At 59.6% G+C, this 22448-nt stretch carries 19 protein-coding genes; 15 read left to right on the forward strand and 4 right to left on the reverse strand.

The features are described from left to right. Positions 1-49: 49 nt before the first annotated feature. From DXC90_RS01055 to DXC90_RS01070, 4 genes are all read right to left on the reverse strand, one after another. Complete coding sequence (locus DXC90_RS01055; RefSeq protein WP_006235289.1) at positions 50-337, reverse strand: ACT domain-containing protein; 288 nt, start codon at positions 335-337, stop codon at positions 50-52. Positions 338-627: 290 nt separating this feature from the next. Then, complete coding sequence (locus tag DXC90_RS01060; protein ID WP_255413359.1) at positions 628-1443, reverse strand: site-specific integrase; 816 nt, start codon at positions 1441-1443, stop codon at positions 628-630. 18 nt (positions 1444-1461) lie between these two features. Next, positions 1462-1713, reverse strand: coding sequence for a helix-turn-helix transcriptional regulator (locus DXC90_RS01065; protein WP_006235292.1), 252 nt, complete (start codon positions 1711-1713; stop codon positions 1462-1464). A 9-nt stretch (positions 1714-1722) separates the two neighbouring features. Continuing rightward, the gene (locus DXC90_RS01070) at positions 1723-2235 is read right to left on the reverse strand and encodes a DUF2975 domain-containing protein (protein ID WP_006235293.1); all 513 of its coding nucleotides are present in this window, start codon (positions 2233-2235) and stop codon (positions 1723-1725) included. A 552-nt stretch (positions 2236-2787) separates the two neighbouring features. On the opposite strand from DXC90_RS01070, the gene DXC90_RS01075 reads away from it, so the two are divergent. The 15 genes from DXC90_RS01075 to DXC90_RS01155 all read left to right on the forward strand — a co-directional run bounded on the left by DXC90_RS01075 (position 2788) and on the right by DXC90_RS01155 (position 22439). Then, positions 2788-5010 (forward strand): hypothetical protein, encoded by a 2223-nt coding sequence (locus tag DXC90_RS01075; RefSeq protein ID WP_117734371.1) that lies wholly within the window; start codon positions 2788-2790, stop codon positions 5008-5010. Positions 5011-5015: 5 nt separating this feature from the next. Next, on the forward strand, positions 5016-5756 hold the full coding sequence (locus tag DXC90_RS01080; protein WP_158550190.1) for an ATP-binding cassette domain-containing protein: 741 nt from the start codon (positions 5016-5018) through the stop codon (positions 5754-5756). Positions 5757-6188: 432 nt separating this feature from the next. Then, on the forward strand, positions 6189-6848 hold the full coding sequence (locus DXC90_RS01090) for a hypothetical protein (RefSeq protein ID WP_117734374.1): 660 nt from the start codon (positions 6189-6191) through the stop codon (positions 6846-6848). A 1-nt stretch (position 6849) separates the two neighbouring features. After that, positions 6850-7275 (forward strand): hypothetical protein, encoded by a 426-nt coding sequence (locus DXC90_RS01095; protein WP_117734375.1) that lies wholly within the window; start codon positions 6850-6852, stop codon positions 7273-7275. Between the two features lie 674 nt (positions 7276-7949). Continuing rightward, positions 7950-8375 (forward strand): 50S ribosomal protein L31, encoded by a 426-nt coding sequence (rpmE, locus tag DXC90_RS01105; protein WP_006235303.1) that lies wholly within the window; start codon positions 7950-7952, stop codon positions 8373-8375. Positions 8376-8683: 308 nt separating this feature from the next. Then, complete coding sequence (gene secA / locus DXC90_RS01110; protein WP_117734376.1) at positions 8684-11491, forward strand: preprotein translocase subunit SecA; 2808 nt, start codon at positions 8684-8686, stop codon at positions 11489-11491. Further along, positions 11491-12639: a peptide chain release factor 2 gene (prfB, locus tag DXC90_RS01115; protein WP_117734377.1), complete on the forward strand. Its 1149-nt coding sequence runs from the start codon at positions 11491-11493 to the stop codon at positions 12637-12639. Before secA ends, prfB begins: the two co-directional genes overlap by 1 nt. Positions 12640-12780: 141 nt before the next feature. Beyond that, complete coding sequence (locus tag DXC90_RS01120) at positions 12781-13671, forward strand: YitT family protein (protein ID WP_117734378.1); 891 nt, start codon at positions 12781-12783, stop codon at positions 13669-13671. 207 nt (positions 13672-13878) lie between these two features. Beyond that, the gene (locus DXC90_RS01125; protein ID WP_117734379.1) at positions 13879-14709 is read left to right on the forward strand and encodes a transketolase; all 831 of its coding nucleotides are present in this window, start codon (positions 13879-13881) and stop codon (positions 14707-14709) included. Between the two features lies 1 nt (position 14710). Continuing rightward, positions 14711-15652 (forward strand): transketolase family protein, encoded by a 942-nt coding sequence (locus tag DXC90_RS01130; protein ID WP_117734380.1) that lies wholly within the window; start codon positions 14711-14713, stop codon positions 15650-15652. Between the two features lie 451 nt (positions 15653-16103). Next, positions 16104-17324 (forward strand): cell division ATP-binding protein FtsE, encoded by a 1221-nt coding sequence (gene ftsE / locus DXC90_RS01135; RefSeq protein WP_117734381.1) that lies wholly within the window; start codon positions 16104-16106, stop codon positions 17322-17324. Next, positions 17311-18231 (forward strand): permease-like cell division protein FtsX, encoded by a 921-nt coding sequence (gene ftsX, locus DXC90_RS01140; protein ID WP_117734382.1) that lies wholly within the window; start codon positions 17311-17313, stop codon positions 18229-18231. Before ftsE ends, ftsX begins: the two co-directional genes overlap by 14 nt. Before the next feature lie 192 nt (positions 18232-18423). After that, positions 18424-20559, forward strand: coding sequence for a ribonuclease R family protein (locus DXC90_RS01145; RefSeq protein ID WP_117734383.1), 2136 nt, complete (start codon positions 18424-18426; stop codon positions 20557-20559). 177 nt (positions 20560-20736) lie between these two features. Then, the gene (locus DXC90_RS01150; protein ID WP_117734384.1) at positions 20737-21342 is read left to right on the forward strand and encodes a recombinase family protein; all 606 of its coding nucleotides are present in this window, start codon (positions 20737-20739) and stop codon (positions 21340-21342) included. Between the two features lie 245 nt (positions 21343-21587). Then, complete coding sequence (locus DXC90_RS01155) at positions 21588-22439, forward strand: MurR/RpiR family transcriptional regulator (protein WP_117734385.1); 852 nt, start codon at positions 21588-21590, stop codon at positions 22437-22439. Positions 22440-22448 lie beyond the last annotated feature (9 nt).

The raw sequence follows: 22448 nt of genomic DNA on the forward strand, positions 1-22448 counted from the left end.
TGACTTGCATGGGCATGCGCGCGTCAGGCTATCCCCAGCGGCTTGTTCGCTACAGGCGGTACATAAAGTTAAAGACGTCCTCGCGCTGGATAGACACATTGACGCCCGAAAGCTCGCCGGCCTCGGCCAGGGCCTTCTGCAGCTCGGCAAAGTCGAGCTTGGACTCGGCGGTGTCGGCCAGCATGGTCATGGTGAAGATGTCCTCGATAATGGACTGCGTAATGTCGCGGATGTCGACGTTGGCCTCGCCCAGAACGCGGGTGACGCCGGCGACGATGCCGGGGCGGTTCTTGCCAAGGACGGTGATGACGATGCGGGAGGACGAGATCTCGGCCATGGGAAACCCTTTCGCGTGGTTGCGGCGCGCGCGGGGCGCTCCGCTACGGTACAGTGTTCATCATTGTACCTGTCTGGCGCCAAAAGGGGTGCGCTTACAGCGGCGTTACACGTCTGCAACATGAGCGTGAGGGGGCAGGCCGCATGGGGAAGAGCCGTCTGGCGCGCGTCCAGCTCGTGTTGGGTTGATTTCCGAACTCAGCCGAACACATCGAGCGGATAGGCCGTTCCCGCAGTCAGCCGAACGCCTCCGACCGCTGATTCCAAACTGAAAACGGGGGGCATCCCCCACTATTCGGTGGGGGATACCGCTCCGCGGCGCATGCCGCGGGCGGCGCCCCTATCGGACCACCGTGACCTCAGTTGGGATGGGCCCAGCACCGCGGCGTACTCGGTGGGGTAGAGCCGACTGATCGTCTTCACGTCGCGTATGACGATATTTCGGTCGTCCGGCTCGGTGACGCCGTAGCCGAACGCCTGGAGCGTCTCGATGGACTCCTGGATTCTCTGCTGGAACATGGGTCCCGGATCGACCCTCGGCCCGAGGTACCCGCGCCAGAGGCACGGCGAGACACGCAGCATGTTATGGATTTTGGAGATTGGCTCGATGTCGGCGTAGACGTTGAGCGTCGCCATGGCGTCCTTGTGCCCGAGGATCGATTGGAGCGCCTTGATATCGCCGCCCTGGCGGATCCACTGCGTGGCGAACGTGTGGCGCAGGCCGTGGAACGTGATCAGCTCGTCGTTGGTGCCCATGAGGCCGTTGGTCTCCGAGAACGTCTTGAACGCCCTGCGGATATAGCTCGCCGTCGCGAAGGCCGCGCCCGGCTCCGACAGGATGTAGCAGTTCCCGATCTCGACCGCCCCGGTAAGGCCGCGCAAGCGCAGCTTTCCGCAGTCGATCTCGTGGGTCTCCTTCAGGAAGGGGAGTAGGCCGACCGGGTCGATGGGGATACCCCTGGCGTCATGGGTCTTGGTGTCCTTGATGAACGAACCCATTCCCTTCGCGTACGCCACCGAGTGTCTGATCGAGATCAGGCCCGTCTCGAAATCCACATCGCACCACCGAAGGCCGCAGACCTCGCCGATTCGCATCCCCGTGTGCAGGGCGAGTACGACCGCCCTCTAATCCTCGGCGGACCAATCGAGTCCAAACTCCTTTCGGGCATCCTCTTCGCTCATGACTTCGAGAAGGTCTCCGGGTTGGCAACGAAGGGCGAGGCATAGCTGCTCGAGTGTGTTGAAGCGAATGCCGCGAATATGCCCTTTTTTAATACGGGACAGGTTCACGGGCGTGGTTCCAATCCTTTCGGCAAGTTCGTTCGAGGAAATCTTTCGCTCGGCCATGATCTTGTCGAGGCGAACAATTACGGGCATGGCGTTTCCTTACGCAATCTCGTCGGAGTCGAGGTACAGCTCTCGGGCGTACAAGAAGAGCTGGGAAAGCATGAACAGGACGATGCCGAGAACCAGAGAGGTCCAATCGAATGATGAAGCGATCTCTTGGGCGCCGACGGCCCCCTCGCCGCCAAACATCGAAACGGAGGTTTTGAGTGAGCCGGCGTAGAGGCTGGTGGCAGCTTGAACAACGAAGAGAATGCCGAGCACCTTCAAGCATGTCGCAGACCCTTTCTTGAAGGGGTCTCCGCTCTTGATCGTCCACACGAGAACGGCGCTGAGGATGGTCGTAGCGATACCGATGACGGCAGGGACCAATGTCGAGATCGCAAGGGCTGGATACGCGGGGGAGTCTGCAATTACAGGGTTGTCGAGCACTTCGATTGCTGGCTTTAAGGAGAACGCCACTTGTGCGATGGCGGTGGCGCAAAGGGTCGCAGAGGCTATCGCACATGCGATGCGGAAGGAATGAAGCCGGGGAGTGCGATTGTCGGAACTCATAATAACCTCCGAAGAATTTAAAAAACTCAGGTTACTTTTTAATAGTTTATGTTAAATTGACTTTGCCGGCAAGTAATCACAGCATGCTGCAACCGAAACCCCTCTAGATTGGAGAGGATTATGTTCAGTACTGTTAAGTCGTGTTAGCTCTTGGTTTTCCTCGGCCTCGCTCTTTGTCTGTTGCTGCCGGGAGCCCCCGCTTTTGCGGATACCCCGATGCCTCCTTCCCAGGAGAGCAGCCAGTGTGCCCTCGTTGAGCCCCTCGGGTATACGGACGACGTCGTCGATACCTACTGGAGCTACAGCTGTCCTCGCGGCGTAAGCGGGCACAGCATCTCGATGTTCAACATCTCTTACAAGACGATCTCCTACCGAAATGGCTATCGCCGATCCGCGCATCATAGGGAATCCCGCCTCGCTGCAATGTGCTCCTGTGGTGTTCTTGGCACAACTGATAAATGGCAATTTGTCTATAGCACCTACTAGATGCGAGGAAGGGCCGAGCATTTTGTTCGGCCCCTCTGTTCCGACTGGATGAGGTTAAGGTTGGCGATGAATATGCTCAAAATCTCGAAGGCGATCTTTAGGTCGCTTCTCTCCTCCAGGTCGCTCTGTGTTGTCGTTGTTGCGTTGATGGTTCTTTGTGCTCTGCCCGTCTTCAGGAGCGCGGCTGGCATCGACGGACGGGTCGAATACCTCGAGTCGGGAATAACCCGTGTTGAGCAGGAATTGTCAGCATCCTATGCGGATGCGCTTGTGAATGCGGGGGAGGACGGTGTCTATACCTCTTCATCAAGCATGCCCGCGCTTCTGTACCCTCTTGCCGCGGGACGTCTTATCTTGGCACCGCTCTCTCCCCTACTTCCGTTTCTGCAGATATCGGATGGAGAGTACACCTATTATGACGGATCGAAGGAGTACTTGCTATGGGTCGCAACGGCCGTTGCCGTCTCGTTCCTTGCCGCGCGTCTTAACAAACGTGAAAAGCTCATCATCCAGGCACCGATGGGCGAGCTGGGTAGACTTGTTGCATCGAGCGTATGGGCGAGTGTTTTTGCAATGCTTGCCGTCCTCGCCATCAATCTTCCAGGGATAATCGCCGCGCTTGTGAAGAATGGCCCGGGCTCGCCGTTCTATCCGATAGGCTACATTCAATATGCGACTCCGGTTATCAAACCGGCTTGGCTGGTGTTCGCGCAGACGGCCATCTTGCAATTCTTGGTGGCAGCGTTCATCTCGCTTGTCGTTCACCTTGCCGTGAAGATTGCCAATAACCCTACGCTTGGAATCGTGTTCGTATGTGCCCTGATGGGGGTGACGATGGTTCCCGGGTATTACGGAAGATCCATCGCTTTACGTGAGTTCGCCCTGTTGAATCCCCTTACGTATGCGAACACTGAGTTGACCGTCGGCGCCTATAGCCCGTACCCGACAACGCAGATAGTGAATCTGCCTGGACTTTGCTTCGAGCGTGGCGCGATTGCCCTCGTATGCGCAATCGGGATCGAGGTGCTGGCAATTAGCCTGCTTTGCGTTGCTGGAAAGAGCGGCTGCGCGTGCCCGATATCCCCGATTTGTCTTGAGAGAGGTTCCTTCACTGCATCGAGAACGGCAACTCGTTCGAGCGCTTGTGCCTCCGCCGTTGCATACGTAAGAACGATGGGGAAACTGCTCCTGCGTTCTCCTACCCTCGCCGTATGCGCGATTGCAATGTCGACGACGATGCTGGCCCCGGCTCTGGTCGAGATGTTTCCTGACGCTGATAACGTTTCCGCTGTTCGGTATAGGGATGGGGAGCTCCGTTCAATAGATCGGTATCTAGAGCAGAACGCTGCGAATATGGACGTCGAGGGCAAAGCGGCCCTGGAAGACATGCGGGATGCTCTTTCGGGTTTCGTGTACGCGCCTATGCCTGCGGAGGGGTTTCGAAGCCTTGCGACGTACGAGCGCGCTCGAGGTGAGCTGGGCGCGGCAGATGCGACTCTCCTGCAATCGATCGGAATCGAGCCGGAGACTCCTTCTCGTGCGGAGGCGCGCGCCCTTCTGCTTGAGTCGATCGCGAGCTTGCCGGACCCCAAGGTTTACGAGTTAAGTACGAAGATGCCCCCATTAATCCTCCTTTCGTATCTCCAGGCAGCGCTTCCCTCCTTATTTTTGCTGTTGCCCGTGGTTGTCACATCGCTCGCGTGCACCCACCTGCAGTGTCGTTCCCTTCTGGTTCTCCAGATCCCCGCAACAGCGCATGTGCGTTTTCTGACGGCTGTTGCGCTGGCTCTCCTGCTTGGCTTGGTGCTGCTTTTGGTGTCGATGGTTCCCGCTGTCGTTGTGTCCGTGATTAAGAACGGTGCGGGTGGATCGGAGTATCCCGTCGCTCTCATTCGGGCGGGAGCTTCGACAACGTCCATGGTGGGGGAGGCGGTGTTGTGCAGTATTCCGTTGCTGGTCATGGCATACGGCGTGATTTCCGTCGTCGCTGCGTTGACAGCAGCGATTAGCCGCAACCCCGTTGTCACCGGAATGGTTTGCGCGGTTCTCTTGGTGTTGGGTTCGTTGAGCGCTCATGTTGAAAGCGTGGGCATGGGCGTCGCGCTGCTGGCTCCATTCGCCTCGTTTGATCCCGCTTCCCAGGTGGGGACGATTGGGTTCCTTGGGCGAGGGACGAACGCGATGCCTTTTGGAGAGGTCGTCGGCGCATCGGGCGCTCTGCTGGTGGTCTTGGGCGCCGTATCTCCGTTGATGGTGCGCTTGAGTGTTCCAAAGATCGAAAGGGGATGATCTCGATGATTGACCTTCAAACGCTGACGATCTCTTATGGAAAGAAGGTGCTCGTAGATTCGGTGAACGCTGAGTTTGCCCCGGGTACGGTCTACGGTCTCGTCGCTCCGAACGGGTATGGAAAGACGACGTTGCTGCGTGCGATGGCAGGTTTGCCGGGTCCTCGCGTGGACGGGAGCATCGTTCTGGATGAGGTGCAGGGTACGGGTGCGAGAGAGGTCCGTTCTATGATCTTCTATGCACCTGGTGAGGGGACGCTGCTGTATCCCGGATTGCGTGCGGAAGATCACCTCAAGATGGTTTGCGATATGTGGCCGCATGCTCGCGATATCGAAGAGATAGTGGAACAAACGCAGATAGGCGAGTTCGCGAAGATGAGGATCCGCACTCTGAGCCAGGGCATGAAGCAGCAGCTTACCCTGGCGATTGCGTATGCGACGGGCGCGCGGTACCTTCTATTAGATGAGCCCATGAACGCGCTCGACCCCAGCAGGGTGGACTTGCATTCCGAGATTCTCAGGAAGCTGGCCGATTCTGGTACGTGCATCATCATGTCATCCCACATCTTGGATTCGGTCGATAGGCTGTGCGATGAGATTCTGTTTTTGAAGGATGGGAGGCTCATTAGAAGCATTCCGCAAGATGATGCTGCGCCGAAGTCTCCTGGATCCCATTTCGCAAAGCCTGCCGGACGCGCCGAGGGTGCGCTAAGCACGTATCGGCGACTCTACGAAAAGGGCGGGTAGAAATGCAAGTTAAAAATCTATGTGGCCAATGTGATACCGTTGAACCCGCATATCGATACAGCTCAGCCATTCGCCTCGCCCCCGTCGCACGTATCTTCATCCGGTCTGTTACTTTTAATCTAACAATTCTTTGAGGAACGTAGGTGCTTCTAAATGTACTGTCGACTTCTTCTCAAACTAATCCTAAGAGACAAGGCCGTATGGATTTGTACGCTCGTTCTCGCTGCAGCCTTTTCCGTCCCCATTGCGTTCAATTCACCCATCTACGGGCCCTTCTTTATGAAACAGGGCATGCAGGGCTTTGTCGACGCATTCAATACGCGCGCAACCCAAGCCAACGGCAATATGAACGAGCGAGGAATCATCACGTTATCAGGGGCAATTTTGAGAAAGGAGATGTTTTCTATCCAAGACGTCCGTTAGGAGGACACAATGAAGAAAATCGTCGAAACCGGGATCACCAGGCGAGCCGCTATCGCCGCAGCGGCGGTTGGAGGAATCTCCCTACTGATGCCAAAAGGGGTGTTAGCGGCGGAATTTCAAACACTTGATCAGAATCGAATCGACTACTTCGTTCGCCCCGACCTCACTGAAAACCAGTTTGACGCGATGCTCCGCGAACGCGCGGAGGAAGAAGCTGCGCAAATCATCGAGCAAGCCCTCGCCGGGTACGATGGCGACGCACGAGCCGGGGGACGTCCGACCTACGACACGGTATACGGCAGCGTGGTAAACAAGAGCACTGGATGGCATGACGTCGCCGGACAGCCGGCGGGCGGCGTGCAGATATCGGGAGGTGGCTCTATCTTCGTATCACCTTCCGGCGGCGGATCGGTCGGTGTGTCGGTATCCCTTCCCGGAGGAGTTGGCAGCGTGAGCGTTTCCATCCCGAAGGCAAATCGCTCCCTCAGCGTGACGGGGTACGCGGTCAACATTTCCGGATCGGGCTTCTACAAGGCGACGGCGAACGTGACCCACAAGATTCAACCCTACGTCGTCTATGAGACGACGAACGGGGTACGCAGGGTCTACGCAAAGATGGCCACCAACACGTTCTACAGCATGGCTCTCGGCAAGCGCAAAGTAGGCTGACATGAAGACCGGCTCCGCCAAAATACCCATTGCGCTGGCGTTATTGGTCGCGATAGCCGCAATCGCAGTCTCTGCCGTATCCATAAAAGATGCGAACACCTTGAAACATGGCATTTCCGAAGGGTTCCGCCTAGACGGAGTGTACCGAGACCACGAGACCGGCTTAACCCAGCTCTCCTTCCTTGGGGAAGACGAAAACAGGTGGCAAATCGTCGACAGCAATGGAAATGTGACCGACGGTTCATTTGAGACAACCGGCGATCCGAACATCTTCATGTTGGCCGACCAATCAGGAGATGATTACGGATTTGTCCACCTGGCTTACGCCTCCGCAGACGGAAACCAAGGAAGCCTTTATTTGAACACCGGAACGTCGGTGCTCGAATTTGACAAGGTAACCAGCGGCCCGGCTTTCGTCGTGCCGTAAATGCAAATCGAGTGTCATGAGAGAAGAGGGGACTGGCCTTGCCAGCCCCCTCTTCCTTTTACTGCCCAAGCGGGAATGCTCACCACTGCAGTTCGCGAACGTCAGACGCTTCCTCCGCCCGCGGCACTCGGCCAGGTACATGCTGATGATGACTTGATACGGCACCACTGTACGGGCGGACTCCGCCTTGAAGTAGTCGATGTTCTAGCCGTCGATGTTCATAGTGACGCGGCGGCGCACCTTCCCGATGTAGGGGTTCGGAACGCTGTCGGAGAAGTCGACCTCGGCGGGCATCTCCATAATCTCGTCCTTGCCATTCGTTTCGATAGCTCCAATACTGCCGTCCCTCTGTCCTCGTCGATTTTCTCGCCGAGATTATCCTGATGGTCGAGCCGCCATGCCTCTCGCAATGGCAAACCGTCAGCACCCACGATTCCAGAACGTTGAAATTTGCAACGTTCTACCAGTGCGTGGGTCGTTTTGAAGGTAATTCATGGGACCATTTGTCGGTAATCCGTGGGTCATTTTTCCTCGCGTTGTGCCGAAAAGACCGTGAACCTTTTGTGGGACGCGCGGCGCCGTGGTATCATAGCCGAGTTTGTTGTCTTGGTCGGAAACCAAGACGCCTTATGCGCTGATCGGTAACCAGCGCCTGATCAATAAGGAGTCCTACCATGAAGCAGGGTATCCATCCCCAGTATGTCGAGTGCACGGTGACGTGCTCCTGCGGCAACACCTTCAAGACGCACGCTACCGTGTCCGAGATGAAGGTCGAGCTTTGCAACGAGTGCCACCCGTTCTACACCGGCCAGCAGAAGTTCGTCGACACCGGTGGACGCGTCCAGCGCTTCGCCGACAAGTTCGGTGGCGCCGCTGCCGCCCAGCTCAAGAAGGCCGAGGAGGCCAAGGCTGCCAAGGCCGCCAAGGCTGCTGAGGCCGAGGCCGCTCGCAAGGCCGCCGCTGAGGCTAAGGCTGCCGAGAAGGCTAAGCGTGCCGCTAAGTTTGCCGAGGAGGCTGCCAAGCAGGCCGCCGAGGCTCCCGCAGAGGCTCCCGTCGAGGAGGCCGCTGCCGAGGCCGAGACCACCGAGGCTGCTGAGTAAATAGCTCGCCGCGAAATCACTCGCATTCATGGCATGAGGGCCGTGCATCCATTTGGGTGCGCGGCCCTTTTCTTTTTAATTGGTGCAAACTAACCTGTCCCCATGGCACCACATGGCGGGGAGGCGGCGTTTGCCCAGATAAAATCTGCCAAAATTACCCTGTCCCATTGTGGCAGGTTGGTCGTAGTTATTACGTGGCGGTCGAGGTCGACCGTATAGGCCGCGCCTTGTTTGGCTAAAGTACAATCATCTGTGTTTAACTCGCCCGCAGCTGCACGGCGTGGGCGATGGCCAAAAAGGAAAACCACATGGGATTCATGTCAAAGCTGCTGTCCTTTGGATCCGATAAGGACCTGAAGCGCTACTACAAGATCGTCGACCAGATCAACGGTCTTGAGCCCCAGTTTGAGAAGATGACCGAGGAGGAACTCCGCGGCCAGACCGATAAGTTCCGCGAGCGTTACGCCAACGGCGAGTCGCTCGACGACATGCTCCCCGAGGCCTTTGCCACCGTGCGTGAGGCTTCCAAGCGCACCATGGGTATGCGCCACTTTGACGTGCAGCTTATTGGCGCCATGGCACTGCACGAGGGCCACATCGCCGAGATGAAGACCGGCGAAGGTAAGACCCTCGTCTCCACGTTGGCTGGCTATCTCAACGCTATTGCCGGCAAGGGCGTGCACGTCGTTACTGTCAATGATTACCTTGCCAAGCGCGACTCCGAGTGGATGGGCCGCATCTATAAGTACCTGGGCATGACCGTCGGTCTGCTCCAGAACAACATGCCGCTCGAGCTTAAGCGCCCGGCCTACCAGGCCGACGTCACCTACGGCACCAACTCTGAGTTTGGCTTTGACTACCTGCGCGACAACATGGTCACCCGTCCCGAGCAGCGCGTGCAGCGCGGTCACAACTACGCCATCGTCGACGAGGTCGACTCCATCCTGATCGATGAGGCCAGGACGCCGCTCATTATCTCGGGCGCCGGCACTAAGTCCGCCAGCACCTACAAGGACTTCGCGCGTGCCGTGCGTGGCCTTGAGCGCGGCGAGGACGTGTCGCACGACATGCTTACCGCCACCGAGGACGTTGAACCCACGGGCGACTACGTCATGGACGAGGCTAAGCACACCATCGCCGCCACCGAGCGCGGCCTTAAGAAAATCGAGCGCCGCCTGGGTATCGATGACATCTATGCCGATCTCTCCGGCCAGCTGGTCAACCACCTGCAGCAAGCGCTGAAGGCCCAGTACATGTTCCACCGCGATAAGCAGTACGTGGTCACCAACGGCGAGGTCAAGATTGTCGATGAGTTCACCGGCCGCATCATGGAAGGCCGCCGCTATTCGGAGGGCCTGCACCAGGCCATCGAGGCCAAAGAGGGCGTGCTCGTGCGCGAGGAGAACCAGACGCTGGCGACCATCACCCTGCAGAACTACTTCCGCCTGTATGACAAGCTCTCCGGTATGACCGGTACGGCACTCACCGAGGACGCCGAGTTCCGCGAGATCTACAAGCTGCCCGTCGAGGTCATCCCCTCCAACAAGCCCGTGCAGCGCGTGGACCACGAGGACCTGGTCTACCGCACCATTCAGGCTAAGTACAACGCCGTTGCCGACGACGTTGAGCGGCGCCACGCTAAGGGCCAGCCGGTCCTGGTGGGTACCGTCTCCATCGAGAGCTCCGAGAAGCTGTCCGCCGCCCTCACGAAGCGCGGTATCGCGCACGAGGTCCTCAACGCCAAGCACCACGAGCGCGAGGCCCATATCGTTGCCCAGGCTGGTCGCTATGGCGCCGTGACCATCGCTACCAACATGGCCGGCCGCGGTACCGACATCTTGCTGGGCGGTAACCCCGACGAGCTGGTGCGTGAGCGCCTGGAGTACGAGGGTCTGACCATGGAGGACGTAACGCCCGAGCAGCTCGAGCAGTTTAACGCCGAGGCCAAGGAGACTTGCAAGGCCGAGCGTGAGCGCGTTCTTGCCGCCGGCGGCCTGACCGTCATCGGCACCGAGCGTCATGAATCCCGCCGTATCGACAATCAGCTGCGCGGCCGTTCCGGCCGTCAGGGCGATCCGGGCGAGACCCAGTTCTACCTGTCGCTCGAGGACGATCTGATGCGCCTGTTCGGTGGCGACAAGATGGACCGCGTCTCCAAGATGATGGTCACGGCCGACATGGGCGACGATATGCCCATCCAGCACAAGATCATCTCCAAGGCTGTCGAGAGCGCCCAGCACAAGGTCGAGAGCATCAACTTCTCCATGCGTAAGAGCGTCCTCGAGTACGATGACGTCATGAACAAGCAGCGCCAGGTCATCTACGCCGAGCGCAACAAGATTCTGGACGGCAAGGATCTGACCGACCACATCACCGAGGTCATGCACGATACCGTGTACCGCTGCGTGCAGGAGTTCTGCACCAAGGACAGTCACGATGGCGAGCGCGACCTGGAGGGCCTGCGCAAGTGGGTCGTCGAGCTGACCGGGCATATCGATACGCCCAAGTTCCCCGATGAGGACTTCGAGGCCCTGGCTGCCGATGTTCTGGCCTACGTCGAGAAGTGCTACAACATGAAGGCCGAGCGCCTGGGTGAGGACCTCATGCGCGAGCTCAACACCCAGGTCATGCTGCGCGTCATCGATACCCGCTGGATGAACTACCTGCAGGAGATGGACTACCTCAAGACCGGTATCGGACTGCGCGGTTTTGGTCAGCGCGACCCGCTGGTCGAGTACAAGACCGAGGCTTATGGTGCCTTCCAGATGCTCGTCGACACCATGTACGAGGATTACCTGCGCACCGTCCTGCGCATCGAGATCAAGGCCGCCCCGCACGCCGTGGAGCACAAGGAGGACCCCGCGCTCGAGGGTGCACACTTCTCCGGCCCCGCCGATGTCGATGGTGACAACGGCGACTCGGTGCTGCGCAAGCAGGCGCAGGTGCAGGCCCGCACGGCTGTCCAAGGCGGACCGGCTGCCGTTAACAACGGTGGCAAGGTGACGACCTACCGCAAGTCCGAGAGCGATGACCCTTATGTCAACGTGGGCCGCAACGACCTGTGCCCTTGCGGTAGCGGTAAGAAGTTCAAGTACTGCCACGGCAGGAATCGTTAATGGCCGAGGCTTTAGAGGTAACGCCCGCCGAGCTGGACGCGTTTGCGGACCGGCTCGGCGAGGTCGAGTCGTATCTTCATTTGGACGAGAAGCGCACGCGCGTGACCGAGCTCGAGGCCAAAAGCGTGGCCCCCGGCTTTTGGGATGACGCCGACGCCGCTCGCGCCACCATGGAGGAGATCGCTCGCGCCAAGGAAGATATCGCTGCCGTGGATACCGCGCGCGGCGAGCTATCTGACGCCCGCGCGGCGCTGGAGCTTGCCGAGGAGATGGGCGACGACCCCGATGCTGCTGCGCTGCGTGAAGAGGCCGCCGTCACGGCGGAGCGCCTGTCCCGCGCCATCGACGAGCTTGAGCTTGCGAGTTGGTTTACCGGTGAGTTCGATCATGGCGACGCGATTGTGACCATCAAACCTGGACAGGGTGGCTTGGAGGCCCAGGACTGGACCTTCATGCTCTTCAAGATGTACATGAAGTACTGCCAGCGTCGCGGCTGGAAGGTCACCATTAACGACTGCCCCGCAGCCGAGGTCATCGGCATTGATCGCGCGACCTTTACCGTCGAAGGCAAGGATGCTTTTGGCATGCTGCGCGCCGAGGCCGGCGTCCACCGTCTGGTGCGCATTAGCCCCACCGACGACAAGAAGCGCCGCCAGACCACGTTTGCCGGCGTCGAGGTCATCCCCGTGCTGCCTGACGATATCGACATCGAGATCAGTCCCGACGATATCCGCGTGGACGTGTATCACGCGAGCGGCCCGGGCGGACAGGGCGTCAACACCACCGACTCCGCCGTACGCGTGACGCATTTTCCCAGCGGCATCGTTGTCACTTGCCAAAACGAGCGCAGCCAGATTCAAAACAAGGCCGCGTGCATGCAGATTCTCAAGGCCCGTCTGTACGAGATCGAGCTCGAGAAGCGCGCCGAGGCGCTCGACGAGATTCGTGGACCCAAGACCACGATCGGTTTTGGTAACCAGATTCGCAGCTACGTGCTTTACCCGTATCAGATGGTCAAGGACCTGCGCTCGGGTGTGGAGACCAGCAACGTCGAGGCCGTTCTCGACGATGGCGATCTGGATCCGTTTGTGATCGGCTACCATCGCTGGGCAACTGGCAACGCCGATGCGGAGGCCCCGTCTGTCTAAACCCATAGGGTTGGCTTTGGGCAGATGTGGCCAATACGGACCCTGAGCGGGGGTGGTATTTGGTCGGCGAATCGGTAAAATCGAATACAAGAAGAAGCTCAAAGCGCATCCGTTTGGGTGCGCTTTTTTGAGGGAGGCAGCATGGCATATCGTCTGGACATCAAGCGCATTCTTTCGATGAACTTCTTTCGCGATCTGCCCCAGATTATGTTGGGGTGCGCTCTGGCCGCTATTGCGACCGACCTGTTTTTGATTCCCAACGGCCTTGCTGCCGGTGGCGTTACGGGCCTTGCCACCATTATCCAGGCGGTCGGCGCCTCGCATGGCATATCGCTTCCCGTCGGTATCCAGACCATCGTGATGAATGCCTTGCTGCTGCTGGTCGTTATGCGCGAGGGCGGCATGTTCTATGTGGTGCAGACCGCGACGGGCTTTGTGCTGCTGGGCTTTTTCACCGACCTGTTCGCTCCGTTTGTGGCGCCGTTGGCACATGCCGATCTGATGCTGCCCGCTATGTGGGGCGGCATTATCACGGGCATCGGCTACGGCATGGTGCTGCGCGCCGGTGCCAACACCGGCGGCTCCGACACGATCGGCCAGATCATCTCGCGCAATACGTCGCTACCGGTGGGCTCCACCGTCATGGCGATCGATGTTGCCGTGTGCGCGCTGTCGGCCCCGGTCTTCTCGCTCGAAAACGCGCTGTATGCAGGTCTTTCGATGGTGATCAGCGGCTACGTGATCGATGCTGTGGTCGATGGCGGCAACAAGCGTCGTATGGTGCTCATCATCTCGGACAACTTCCCCGATATCGCGGCCGACATCATGTATGGCCTGGGCCGCGGCTGCACCAAGTTAAAGGCGACCGGTATGTATTCGGGCGCCGAGAAGCCGGTGATTATGGTCATCGTGAGCCGTCGAGAGCTCAACACCCTCAAGACAATCGTGCGCGAGCGCGATCCTCACGCCATTGTGACGGTTGCCGATGTTACGGAAACCTTTGGCGAGGGATTCAAGGACATTAACGCGTAGGGCAGGCTGCGCCCCATCCAAAAGACGTTCACATTGATAAACCGTTTCATCAGCGGGTCTGCCTGCTAAATTGCTCAAATAATGATAAAAAGTCTGGTAAAGCCATCAGTTTCCAGCATAATGAATGACGTACGTGCATTGCGGCTGTGTTGGGATTACCTTCTGTGCCGTGCGCATTTTGTCTAATGAGGATGAAAGGAAGGCACAATGAGCGACGAAGAGCTCAAAAAGGTTGCCAACGAGGTAAGGAAGGGCATCGTCACCGGCGTGCACGCTGCCAAGTCCGGCCATCCGGGCGGTTCGCTCGGCGCTGCCGACATCATGACCTATCTGTACTTTGAGGAAATGAACGTCGACCCGGCTGATCCCCACAAGGCCGACCGCGATCGCTTTGTGCTCTCCAAGGGCCACTGTGCTCCGGGTCTGTACGCCGTGCTCGCCGAGCGTGGGTTCTTCCCCAAGGAGGATCTCGAGACGCTGCGCCATATCGGTAGCCACCTGCAGGGCCACCCCAACATGAACGACACCCCGGGCGTCGATATGTCCACCGGCTCGCTGGGCCAGGGCATCTCCGCCGCCGTGGGCATGGCGGTTGCCGCCAAGCACTGGGGCGATGACTATCGCACCTACGCCCTGCTGGGTGATGGCGAGAGCGAGGAAGGCCAGGTCTGGGAGGCCGCCATGTTTGCCGGCAACCAGCAGCTCGATAACCTTTGCGTGATCGTTGACCACAACGGCCTGCAAATCGATGGTCCCGTCGAGGAGGTCAACGACCCCATGCCGCTGGCAGACAAGTTCCGCGCCTTTAAGTTCCACGTGGTGGAGCTTGCCGACGGCAACGATTTCGATCAGATCCGCGCCGCCTTTGCCGAGGCCCGCGCCACCAAGGGCCAGCCGACCGCCATTATCGCCGAGACCATGAAGGGCAAGGGCGTTTCCTTTATGGAGAACCAGGTGGGTTGGCACGGCAAGGCCCCCAACGATGAACAGTTTGAGCAGGCCATGGCAGAGCTCACGGCCGCCGGAGAGGAGCTCTAGGATGGCAGACGTCAAGAAAATCGCCACGCGCGTAAGCTACGGCGAGGCCCTCGTCGAGCTCGCCAACGAGCACGACGACTTTGTGGTCCTCGACGCCGACCTGGCCGCCGCCACGCAGACCGGCAAGTTTAAGGCCGCCTGCCCCGATCGTTTCTTCGATGTGGGTATCGCCGAGAGCAACCTGATGGGTGTTGCCGCCGGTATCGCGACCACCGGCCGCGTTGCCTTTGCGAGCACCTTTGCCATGTTCGCCGCCGGCCGCGCCTTTGAGCAGGTCCGCAACTCCATCGGCTATCCGCATCTCAACGTTAAGATTGGCGCCACGCATGCCGGTATCTCGGTGGGCGAGGACGGCGCCACGCACCAGTGCTGCGAGGATATCGCCCTCATGCGCGTTATCCCTGGCATGACCGTTATCGTTCCCGCCGACGACGTCGAGGCCCGCGCCGTGACGCGCGCCGCCTACGAGTGCGACGGCCCTGTGTACATGCGCTTTGCCCGTCTGGCCTCGCCGGTTATCAACGACCCCGAGAACTATAAGTTCGAGTTGGGCAAGGGCATCGTTATGCGCGAGGGCGCCGACGTTACCATCATTGCCTGTGGTCTGATGGTCGGCGAGGCCCTCGAGGCCGCCGAGCAGCTCGCTGCCGAGGGCATCGACGCCGAGGTCATCAACATGCACACCATCAAGCCCATCGATGCCGACCTGGTCGTCAAGAGCGCTACCAAGACCGGCCACGTCGTGACCGTCGAGGAGCACTCCGTGATCGGTGGTCTGGGCAGCGCCGTTGCCGATGTCCTGTGCGAGCAGTGCCCGACGCCGCTCAAGAAGATCGGCGTCAACGACACCTTTGGCGAGTCCGGCCCGGGTGCAGAGCTCCTGCACAAGTACGGCCTGGACGCCGCCAACATCGTGGCGACCACCAAGGAGTTCTTGGCCTAGGACAAGACGAGGCAAAGTATCGCTTCAGCAACCGTATGCAATCCATAGCAGGGGCGTCCTCAAAGAGGACGCCCCTGTTTTTTGTCGGCAACAAACAAATTAGGCCCGCACCAAGCAAGGGCTTTCTCCGGGAAACGGGCCCAGACCAGCAAAGTGCAATTCAGGCCCTTCCAACTTTGTATATGCAGCACCGTAAGATAAACGCGGCGGCCCCTTAGTAGCCGCAGGCCGCGCGCAGGGTTACCTCCCAAATCTTTCCGCAGGACGGAGGAGCCCCCGCCGCACGTAGTGCGCAGCGGGGGCTCCGACATGTCCGAGGACGATTTGGGAGGTAACCCTGCGCGCGGCCGGTGAGACCAAACCCCGCCATGCTTCTTATGTGCAGCAAAGCTAATGCTGCTAAAATACAAAGCGCTCATGTAGTTTAAACGCACGACGATAAGGAGCACCAGTGGGTAACCACTTCCGTACCTCCGGTGCGGGCGATGATGCCCCCAAGACGCAGACAGGCGTCCAGGGCAGTCGTTTCGCCACTCCGGATTCAGAGGGCCAGCCTGTTGCTCAGGCCCCCGCTCAGCCGGCAGATCAGGCACAGCCGGCATCCGATCCCTTTGCCTACAATCCCACCAGCGATGTCGCGCTTTCCGGCACGGCGGGTTTTGAGCCCGTTCAGGCCGTGACCGCTCGCGTGGAGCAGCCTCAGGCTGGCGCCGCCACGCCGCAGCCTACCATGGCCGGCATTCCCGACCCCATGGCCCCTGCGACGCCGGTTCCTCAGCCTGCGCAGTCCGGCCTCTTTGCCGCTATTCCCGACCCCACGCAGCCTGCTGCCCCGGTGGTCAAGAGCGATCAGGCAGCCGAGGTCGCAAGCCTCGATAACGCGCTCAACAATCCCGATTTTACGTCGGTGTTTGCGCCCATCGATCCGCAGGCCAGCCGCAAGAAGATGGCCAAGCAGGCCGGTGTCGAGCCCGTCATCCTTATGGAGCATGTCACCAAGATCTATCCGGCACAGCCCAACAAGCCCGCGCTCGACGATATCAACATCGAGATCTATCCGGGCGAGTTCGTCTTCCTGGTCGGTCACTCCGGCTCGGGTAAGACCACGCTGCTATCGACGCTCAACCGCGACGTCAAGCCGACGAGTGGCCGCATCCTGGTTGCCGGTCAGGATCTCATGAAGATCAAGAACCGCAAGGTTCCGTTCCTGCGCCGCCAGATTGGCGCCGTGTTCCAGGACTTTAAGCTTCTGCCGCAAAAGACCGCCTACGAAAACGTGGCGTTTGCCCTGCAGTGCATCGGCAAGCCCAAGGGCGTCATTCGCAGCCAGGTGCCCGAGGTGCTGCGCCTGGTCGGTCTGGCCGATCAGATGGACTCGCTGCCCGACCAGCTTTCCGGTGGCGAGCAGCAGCGCGTTGCCGTCGCCCGCGCTATGGTCAACCGTCCGCCGCTGCTGATCTGCGACGAGCCCACGGGTAACCTCGACCCGGCGATCTCGTTGGGCATCATGAAGCTGCTCGAGCGTATTAACCGCACCGGCACCACCGTGATCGTCGCCACGCACGACCGCGAGATGGTCGATAGCATGCACCGTCGCGTGATCGCCCTCGAGGGCGGCCACGTTATCCGCGACCAGGAGAGGGGAGGTTACGGCAACTATGGCACCAACTAACGTGGGCTACTCCTTCAAAGAGGCAATCAGCCACTTCTTCCGTAACTGGACTACCTCGCTCGGCGCCGTCATCACGATCTTCCTTTCGCTGTTTATCATCGGTCTGTTCATTATGGGCTCCGCGATGCTGAACTCCGTGATCGGCACCGTCGAGGATCAGGTTGTTATCAACGCATTCATCAGCGATGATGCCGACCAGGCGGACGTCCAGGCCTTTGAGGCCGAGCTCAAGACGTGGAGTAACGTCAAGTCCGTGACCTATAAGGATAAGGACGACGCGCTGGCCGAGTATACGAGCAAGATGTCGGGCAACGCCGATGCCACCATGAGTGCGCTCGACGGCCAGAACCCGCTTCCGGCCTCGTTCGCGATTGAGATGGACGATCCGTCTCAGGTCGAAAGCACGGCCAAGAAGCTCAAGAAGAATGCCGATTTCCAGAAGATCGCGGATGACGGCGACGTCAACGCGAGCGTGCTGTACGGCCAGGAGGAAGTGAGCCGCCTGTTCCAGGTGACCAACTACATCCGCATCGCCGCCGTGGTGCTCGTTGGCCTTCTGACCTTTATCGCATTCATCTTCATCAACAACACGATTCGCCTGTCCATCACGGCGCGTCGTCGTGAGATTGCGATTATGCGTCTGGTCGGCGCCAGCAACGGCTTCATTCGTGGCCCGTTTATCACCGAGGGCGTACTGCAGGCCATTTTGGGCTCGCTGCTTTCCATCGGTGTTCTGGAGCTGCTGCGTAATCTGATGATTCCGCGTCTGCAGGAGAGCATCGGCTGGATGTCGTTTGCCCTGCCGATGCAGTACTACCTGGTGACCTATGCTGCGCTGATTCTGGTCGGCGTGATTATCGGTCTCTTTGGTTCTGCCATCGCCATGCGCCGCTACCTGCGCGTGTAGGCATGCCTGGAATTCACCCCTTCCAACGGGTCGTCTCTTATGGGGCGGCCCGTTTTTTGATCCCTAGGGAACGGCAGGATTGCGGATCATCGTGGCGCTGGTCTATCTATGTGATCCGTTTTCCTCCGCCCCCTAAGGACCATTTGGGTAGACTCTTGGGGTGTAAACGACCATCGATAGTTAGGAGGCGCCATGGGGCGCAATAATAAGCATAAGCGTGGAGCTCGCAATAAGCGCGGGCCGGTGCGCAGCGAACGCCGTCCGAGCCTGACCGGACGCGTGCAGCTCCATGAGCATAGCGCCTACGTTGTAACCGAAAACGGCGACTACAAGGTCATGGGTCGCGGTAAGCGCGAGATCATGGATGGAGATACCGTTGCCGTGAGCATTAAGAACAGCCCACACGGTGAACGGCGCGCCGTGATCGAAGGCGTGGTTGAGCGCGCAGCCATAAGCGTGGTGGGCACGTACCAGACCGCCGGTCCGCTTGGTGTGATCGAGCCGCTCGATTCGCGTCTGAAGGCCGACTTCTTCATTCTGCCCGAGGATACCTCGGCGGATTGTCTGGGCGTCCACCCGGGTGATGCCGTTGTCGCGCGCATTTTGACCTACCCGACGCGCCTGGAATCGGGCACCGTGACGATCGAGCGCCGCATTGGCGGAGATGACGCGCCCGATTTGGGCGTTCAATATGTGATGGCGCGTTACGGCTATACCGATAGCTATCCCGAGGCCGCGCTGGACGAGGCCGAGGGACTTTCGCTCGATGTGACCGCGGCGCTTAAAGATCCGCTTCGCCGCGACCTGCGCGACCGCTTTGTCATCACGATCGACCCGGTCGACGCGCGTGACTTTGACGATGCCATTTCGCTGGAGCGCACACCCGGGGGCGGCTACAAACTGGGTGTGCATATCGCTGACGTTTCTCACTATGTGGCTTGGAACGGGCATATCGATCTTGAGGCTCGCCATCGTACGACATCGGTGTATCTGGCCGATCGCGTGCTTCCCATGCTGCCCGAACGCCTGTCCTGTGACCTGTGCTCGCTTCGCCCTGACGAGGACCGTCTGGCGTTTACCGTTGACATTGAGCTCGATGCGCAGGGCCACGTTCGCCATTACGATCCGTACCCCAGCGTGATTCGCTCGTGTGTGCGCATGGATTATGACGGCGCCGAGGCGCTGCTGGTGCGTGCCGGCGCGGTTGAGTATTCGGTGCTGGAGGGTGCGGCCGAGGATGTTGCGGCTGCCGAGACCTCGCGCGAGGAAGCGCTTGAGCGCGGTCTTGCGTGCGAGGAGGCCGCCCGCGGCTACAACGTCGACCTCGGCGATTTCCTTGTCGCCGCCAACGAACTCGCCGAACTTCGCCGTCGCATTCGTCGCGCCCGCGGCTCAGTCGATTTTGACACGGCCGAGATCCGCGCTCTATTGGATGAGGACGGAGTACCCGTGCAGATTGTCGCGCGTGAGCGTTCGTGTGCTACGTCGCTTATCGAGGAAGCCATGCTGCTCGCCAACGAGTGCGTTGCAGAGTGGCTGGCAGACCGTGATATCGAGGCCTGCTATCGCGTGCATGAGGATCCGAGCCCCGATAGCCTGCACGGTGCCGCCGTTGCGCTGGCGCAGCTAGGCATCATCGACGATCGCCGTGCTGCCGGTATTGCCCTGGGGAGTCCCGATGAGCTACAGGCTGCAGTTGATGCTGCCGCCGGTACGGCCAACGCACCGCTCGTCAACACGCTGCTTCTGCGCAGCATGCAGCGTGCGCTGTACAAACCGCGTAACGAGGGCCACTTTGCGCTCGCCGCGCCGTGCTACTGTCACTTTACGAGTCCCATCCGTCGCTACCCCGATCTGGTGGTGCACCGCGTGCTCAAACTGCAGTTGGCATACGAACAGCTGGGTGGAAAAGACGCCTTAGTGCGTACGCCCAGGCTAATCGGAAAAGGCCGGGGGTCGCTTCCGCGCATTCTGCCGCAAATTTGCCGTGCGTGCAGCGATGCCGAGCGCGCGGCCGACGCCGCCAGCCATGCGACGCAAAAAATCAAAATTGCCCAGTACTACGAGGATCGCCTGGGCGAGCGCTATGCCGGAACGGTCTCGTGGGTCAGCAGCATGGGGCTCTTTGTGCGCTTGGACCTGACGCAGGTCGAAGGCTTGGTTTCCATCAAGAGCCTGGGCAACGAGTGGTTCGAGTTCGACGAGGACGCGCTCACGCTCACAGGTGCCGACACGGGCACCCGTTACGAGCTGGGGCAGCGTGTGATCATCGAGGTCTCGCGCGTCAATACCACGCGCGGGCACTTGGACTTTAAGCTTATCCATTAGCTAAATCCCGACTCGTGGCGGGAGAGCGGAGGGCGGTCTTTCGGGGCCGCCCTCCGCATTTGAATCGTGGCCACCTTGCCCTCTGCTCGGCCGCCCGCTTACCTGCTATTTGAGAGGTAAAACCTACCAAAATAAACCTGTCCCTTTTTGGCAGGTTTACAAGAAAGCGGGGATGAGATGGCGACGGTGTACGGTTATGCGCGGGTGAGTTCGCGCGATCAGAATCTTAATCGGCAGCTGGATGCGCTGGGCGCCTATGGCGTGGGCTCGGCGAATATTTATGCCGACCATGCGAGCGGCAAGGACTTCGATCGACCGCGTTATCGCGAGCTGCTGCACGTCCTGGGAGACGGGGACGTGCTGGTGGTGCTTTCTATCGACCGACTTGGTCGTAATTACTCCGAGATTCTTGAGGAATGGCGACGCATTACCAAGGAGCTCGGAGTTGCCATTGTGGTGTTGGACATGCCATTGCTTGACACGCGCGCCAGGGCCAGCGGCGCGCCGGATGTGACCAACACCCTGATTGCCGATATAGTGCTGCAACTGCTGAGCTACGTGGCGCAGGTGGAGCGCGAGAATATCCATCGGCGCCAGGCGGAGGGAATTGCAGCGGCGCGGGCGCGAGGGGTCCGTTTCGGTCGACCTCGCAAGCCGTGCCCTCCTCAGTTTGAGCTGGTGCGCGATAGCTATGAGGCAGGCGATATTACCCGCAGCCAGGCGGCAAAGCGCCTGGGCGTGTGCGTGGGGACGTTCGATCGCTGGATGCGCGAGTCGGGGTAGGGGTTTGCGGCACGTCCGATTGGCGCCCACGCGAGGCGGTATCGGTAACAGCCCTGTTACCGATAATGCGACCTCGTTGAATCATTTTGTGTCGCGCGTATTTCCGAGCGGTCGGATTTGAGGGGCGAGCGGTAGAACGCTCGCCCTTTGTGCGCCACGATGCGGCACAATGTACCGTAAAAGCTGTTTGTATCCGGTACGAATCGTTCGTTGGTCTTTAATTCTTCTCAACGGAGGTGTTTGAGATGGCAAACGGATTGCTTTTGCGGCTTCGCGAGCGTGAGCTCAGCGCGAGCCCGGCGGAACGCAATGTCATCGCATATGTAAGCGCTCATCCGCACGAGGTGGTCGGGCTGTCCGTCCGCGGTCTTGCCGATGTCACGTTCTCCTCGCCCTCGAGCATTTTGCGCTTTTGCAAGCGCTTGGGTTTTGCGGGCTACAAGGAGTTCCAGCGCGAACTGATTGCCGAGCTGGCGCTCTTGGGTGACAAGAAAGACGTTGCCCTCGAGGACATCTCCATGGATGACAGCGTCGAACGTATCGTGGGGAAGGTGATGAAAAGCAACGTGCGCACGATCGAAGCGACGGCGCGAACGCTCGATTACACCGTCTTGGAGCGATGTGCGGCCTATCTTAAGCGGGCACGTGCGGTCAATCTGTTCGGTATCGGTGCCTCTCGTTTGGTCGCGCACGATCTGGCGCAAAAGCTCATGCGTGTCGACAAGGAGTGCCATCTGTACGACGACTGGCATGATCAGCTCTTGTGTGCCAAGAACATGCATGAGGGCGATATGGCAATCGCCTTTAGCTACTCGGGCTTGACGCAAGAGGTGCTGGACTGCACCGCCGAGGCCCAACGCCACAACTGTCCCGTTGTGGCCGTGACCAAAGTAGATGGATCATCCAAGCTTGCCACCATGGCCGATGCCGTGCTCGGCGTCGCTGCGAGTGAGCCCTTGGTCCGCAGCGGTGCCATGGCTTCGCGTATGGCCCAGCTTATGGTTGTCGATGCCCTGTACGCTGCTTACGTTGCCAGCGACTACGAACGGGCGACGCATGTCATTAAGCAAAACTACATCGAGAAACAGGAAAGATGAGGTGAATGA

The sequence above is a fragment of the Collinsella sp. TF09-1AT genome (genome assembly GCF_003436895.1).
GTDB lineage: Bacteria > Actinomycetota > Coriobacteriia > Coriobacteriales > Coriobacteriaceae > Collinsella.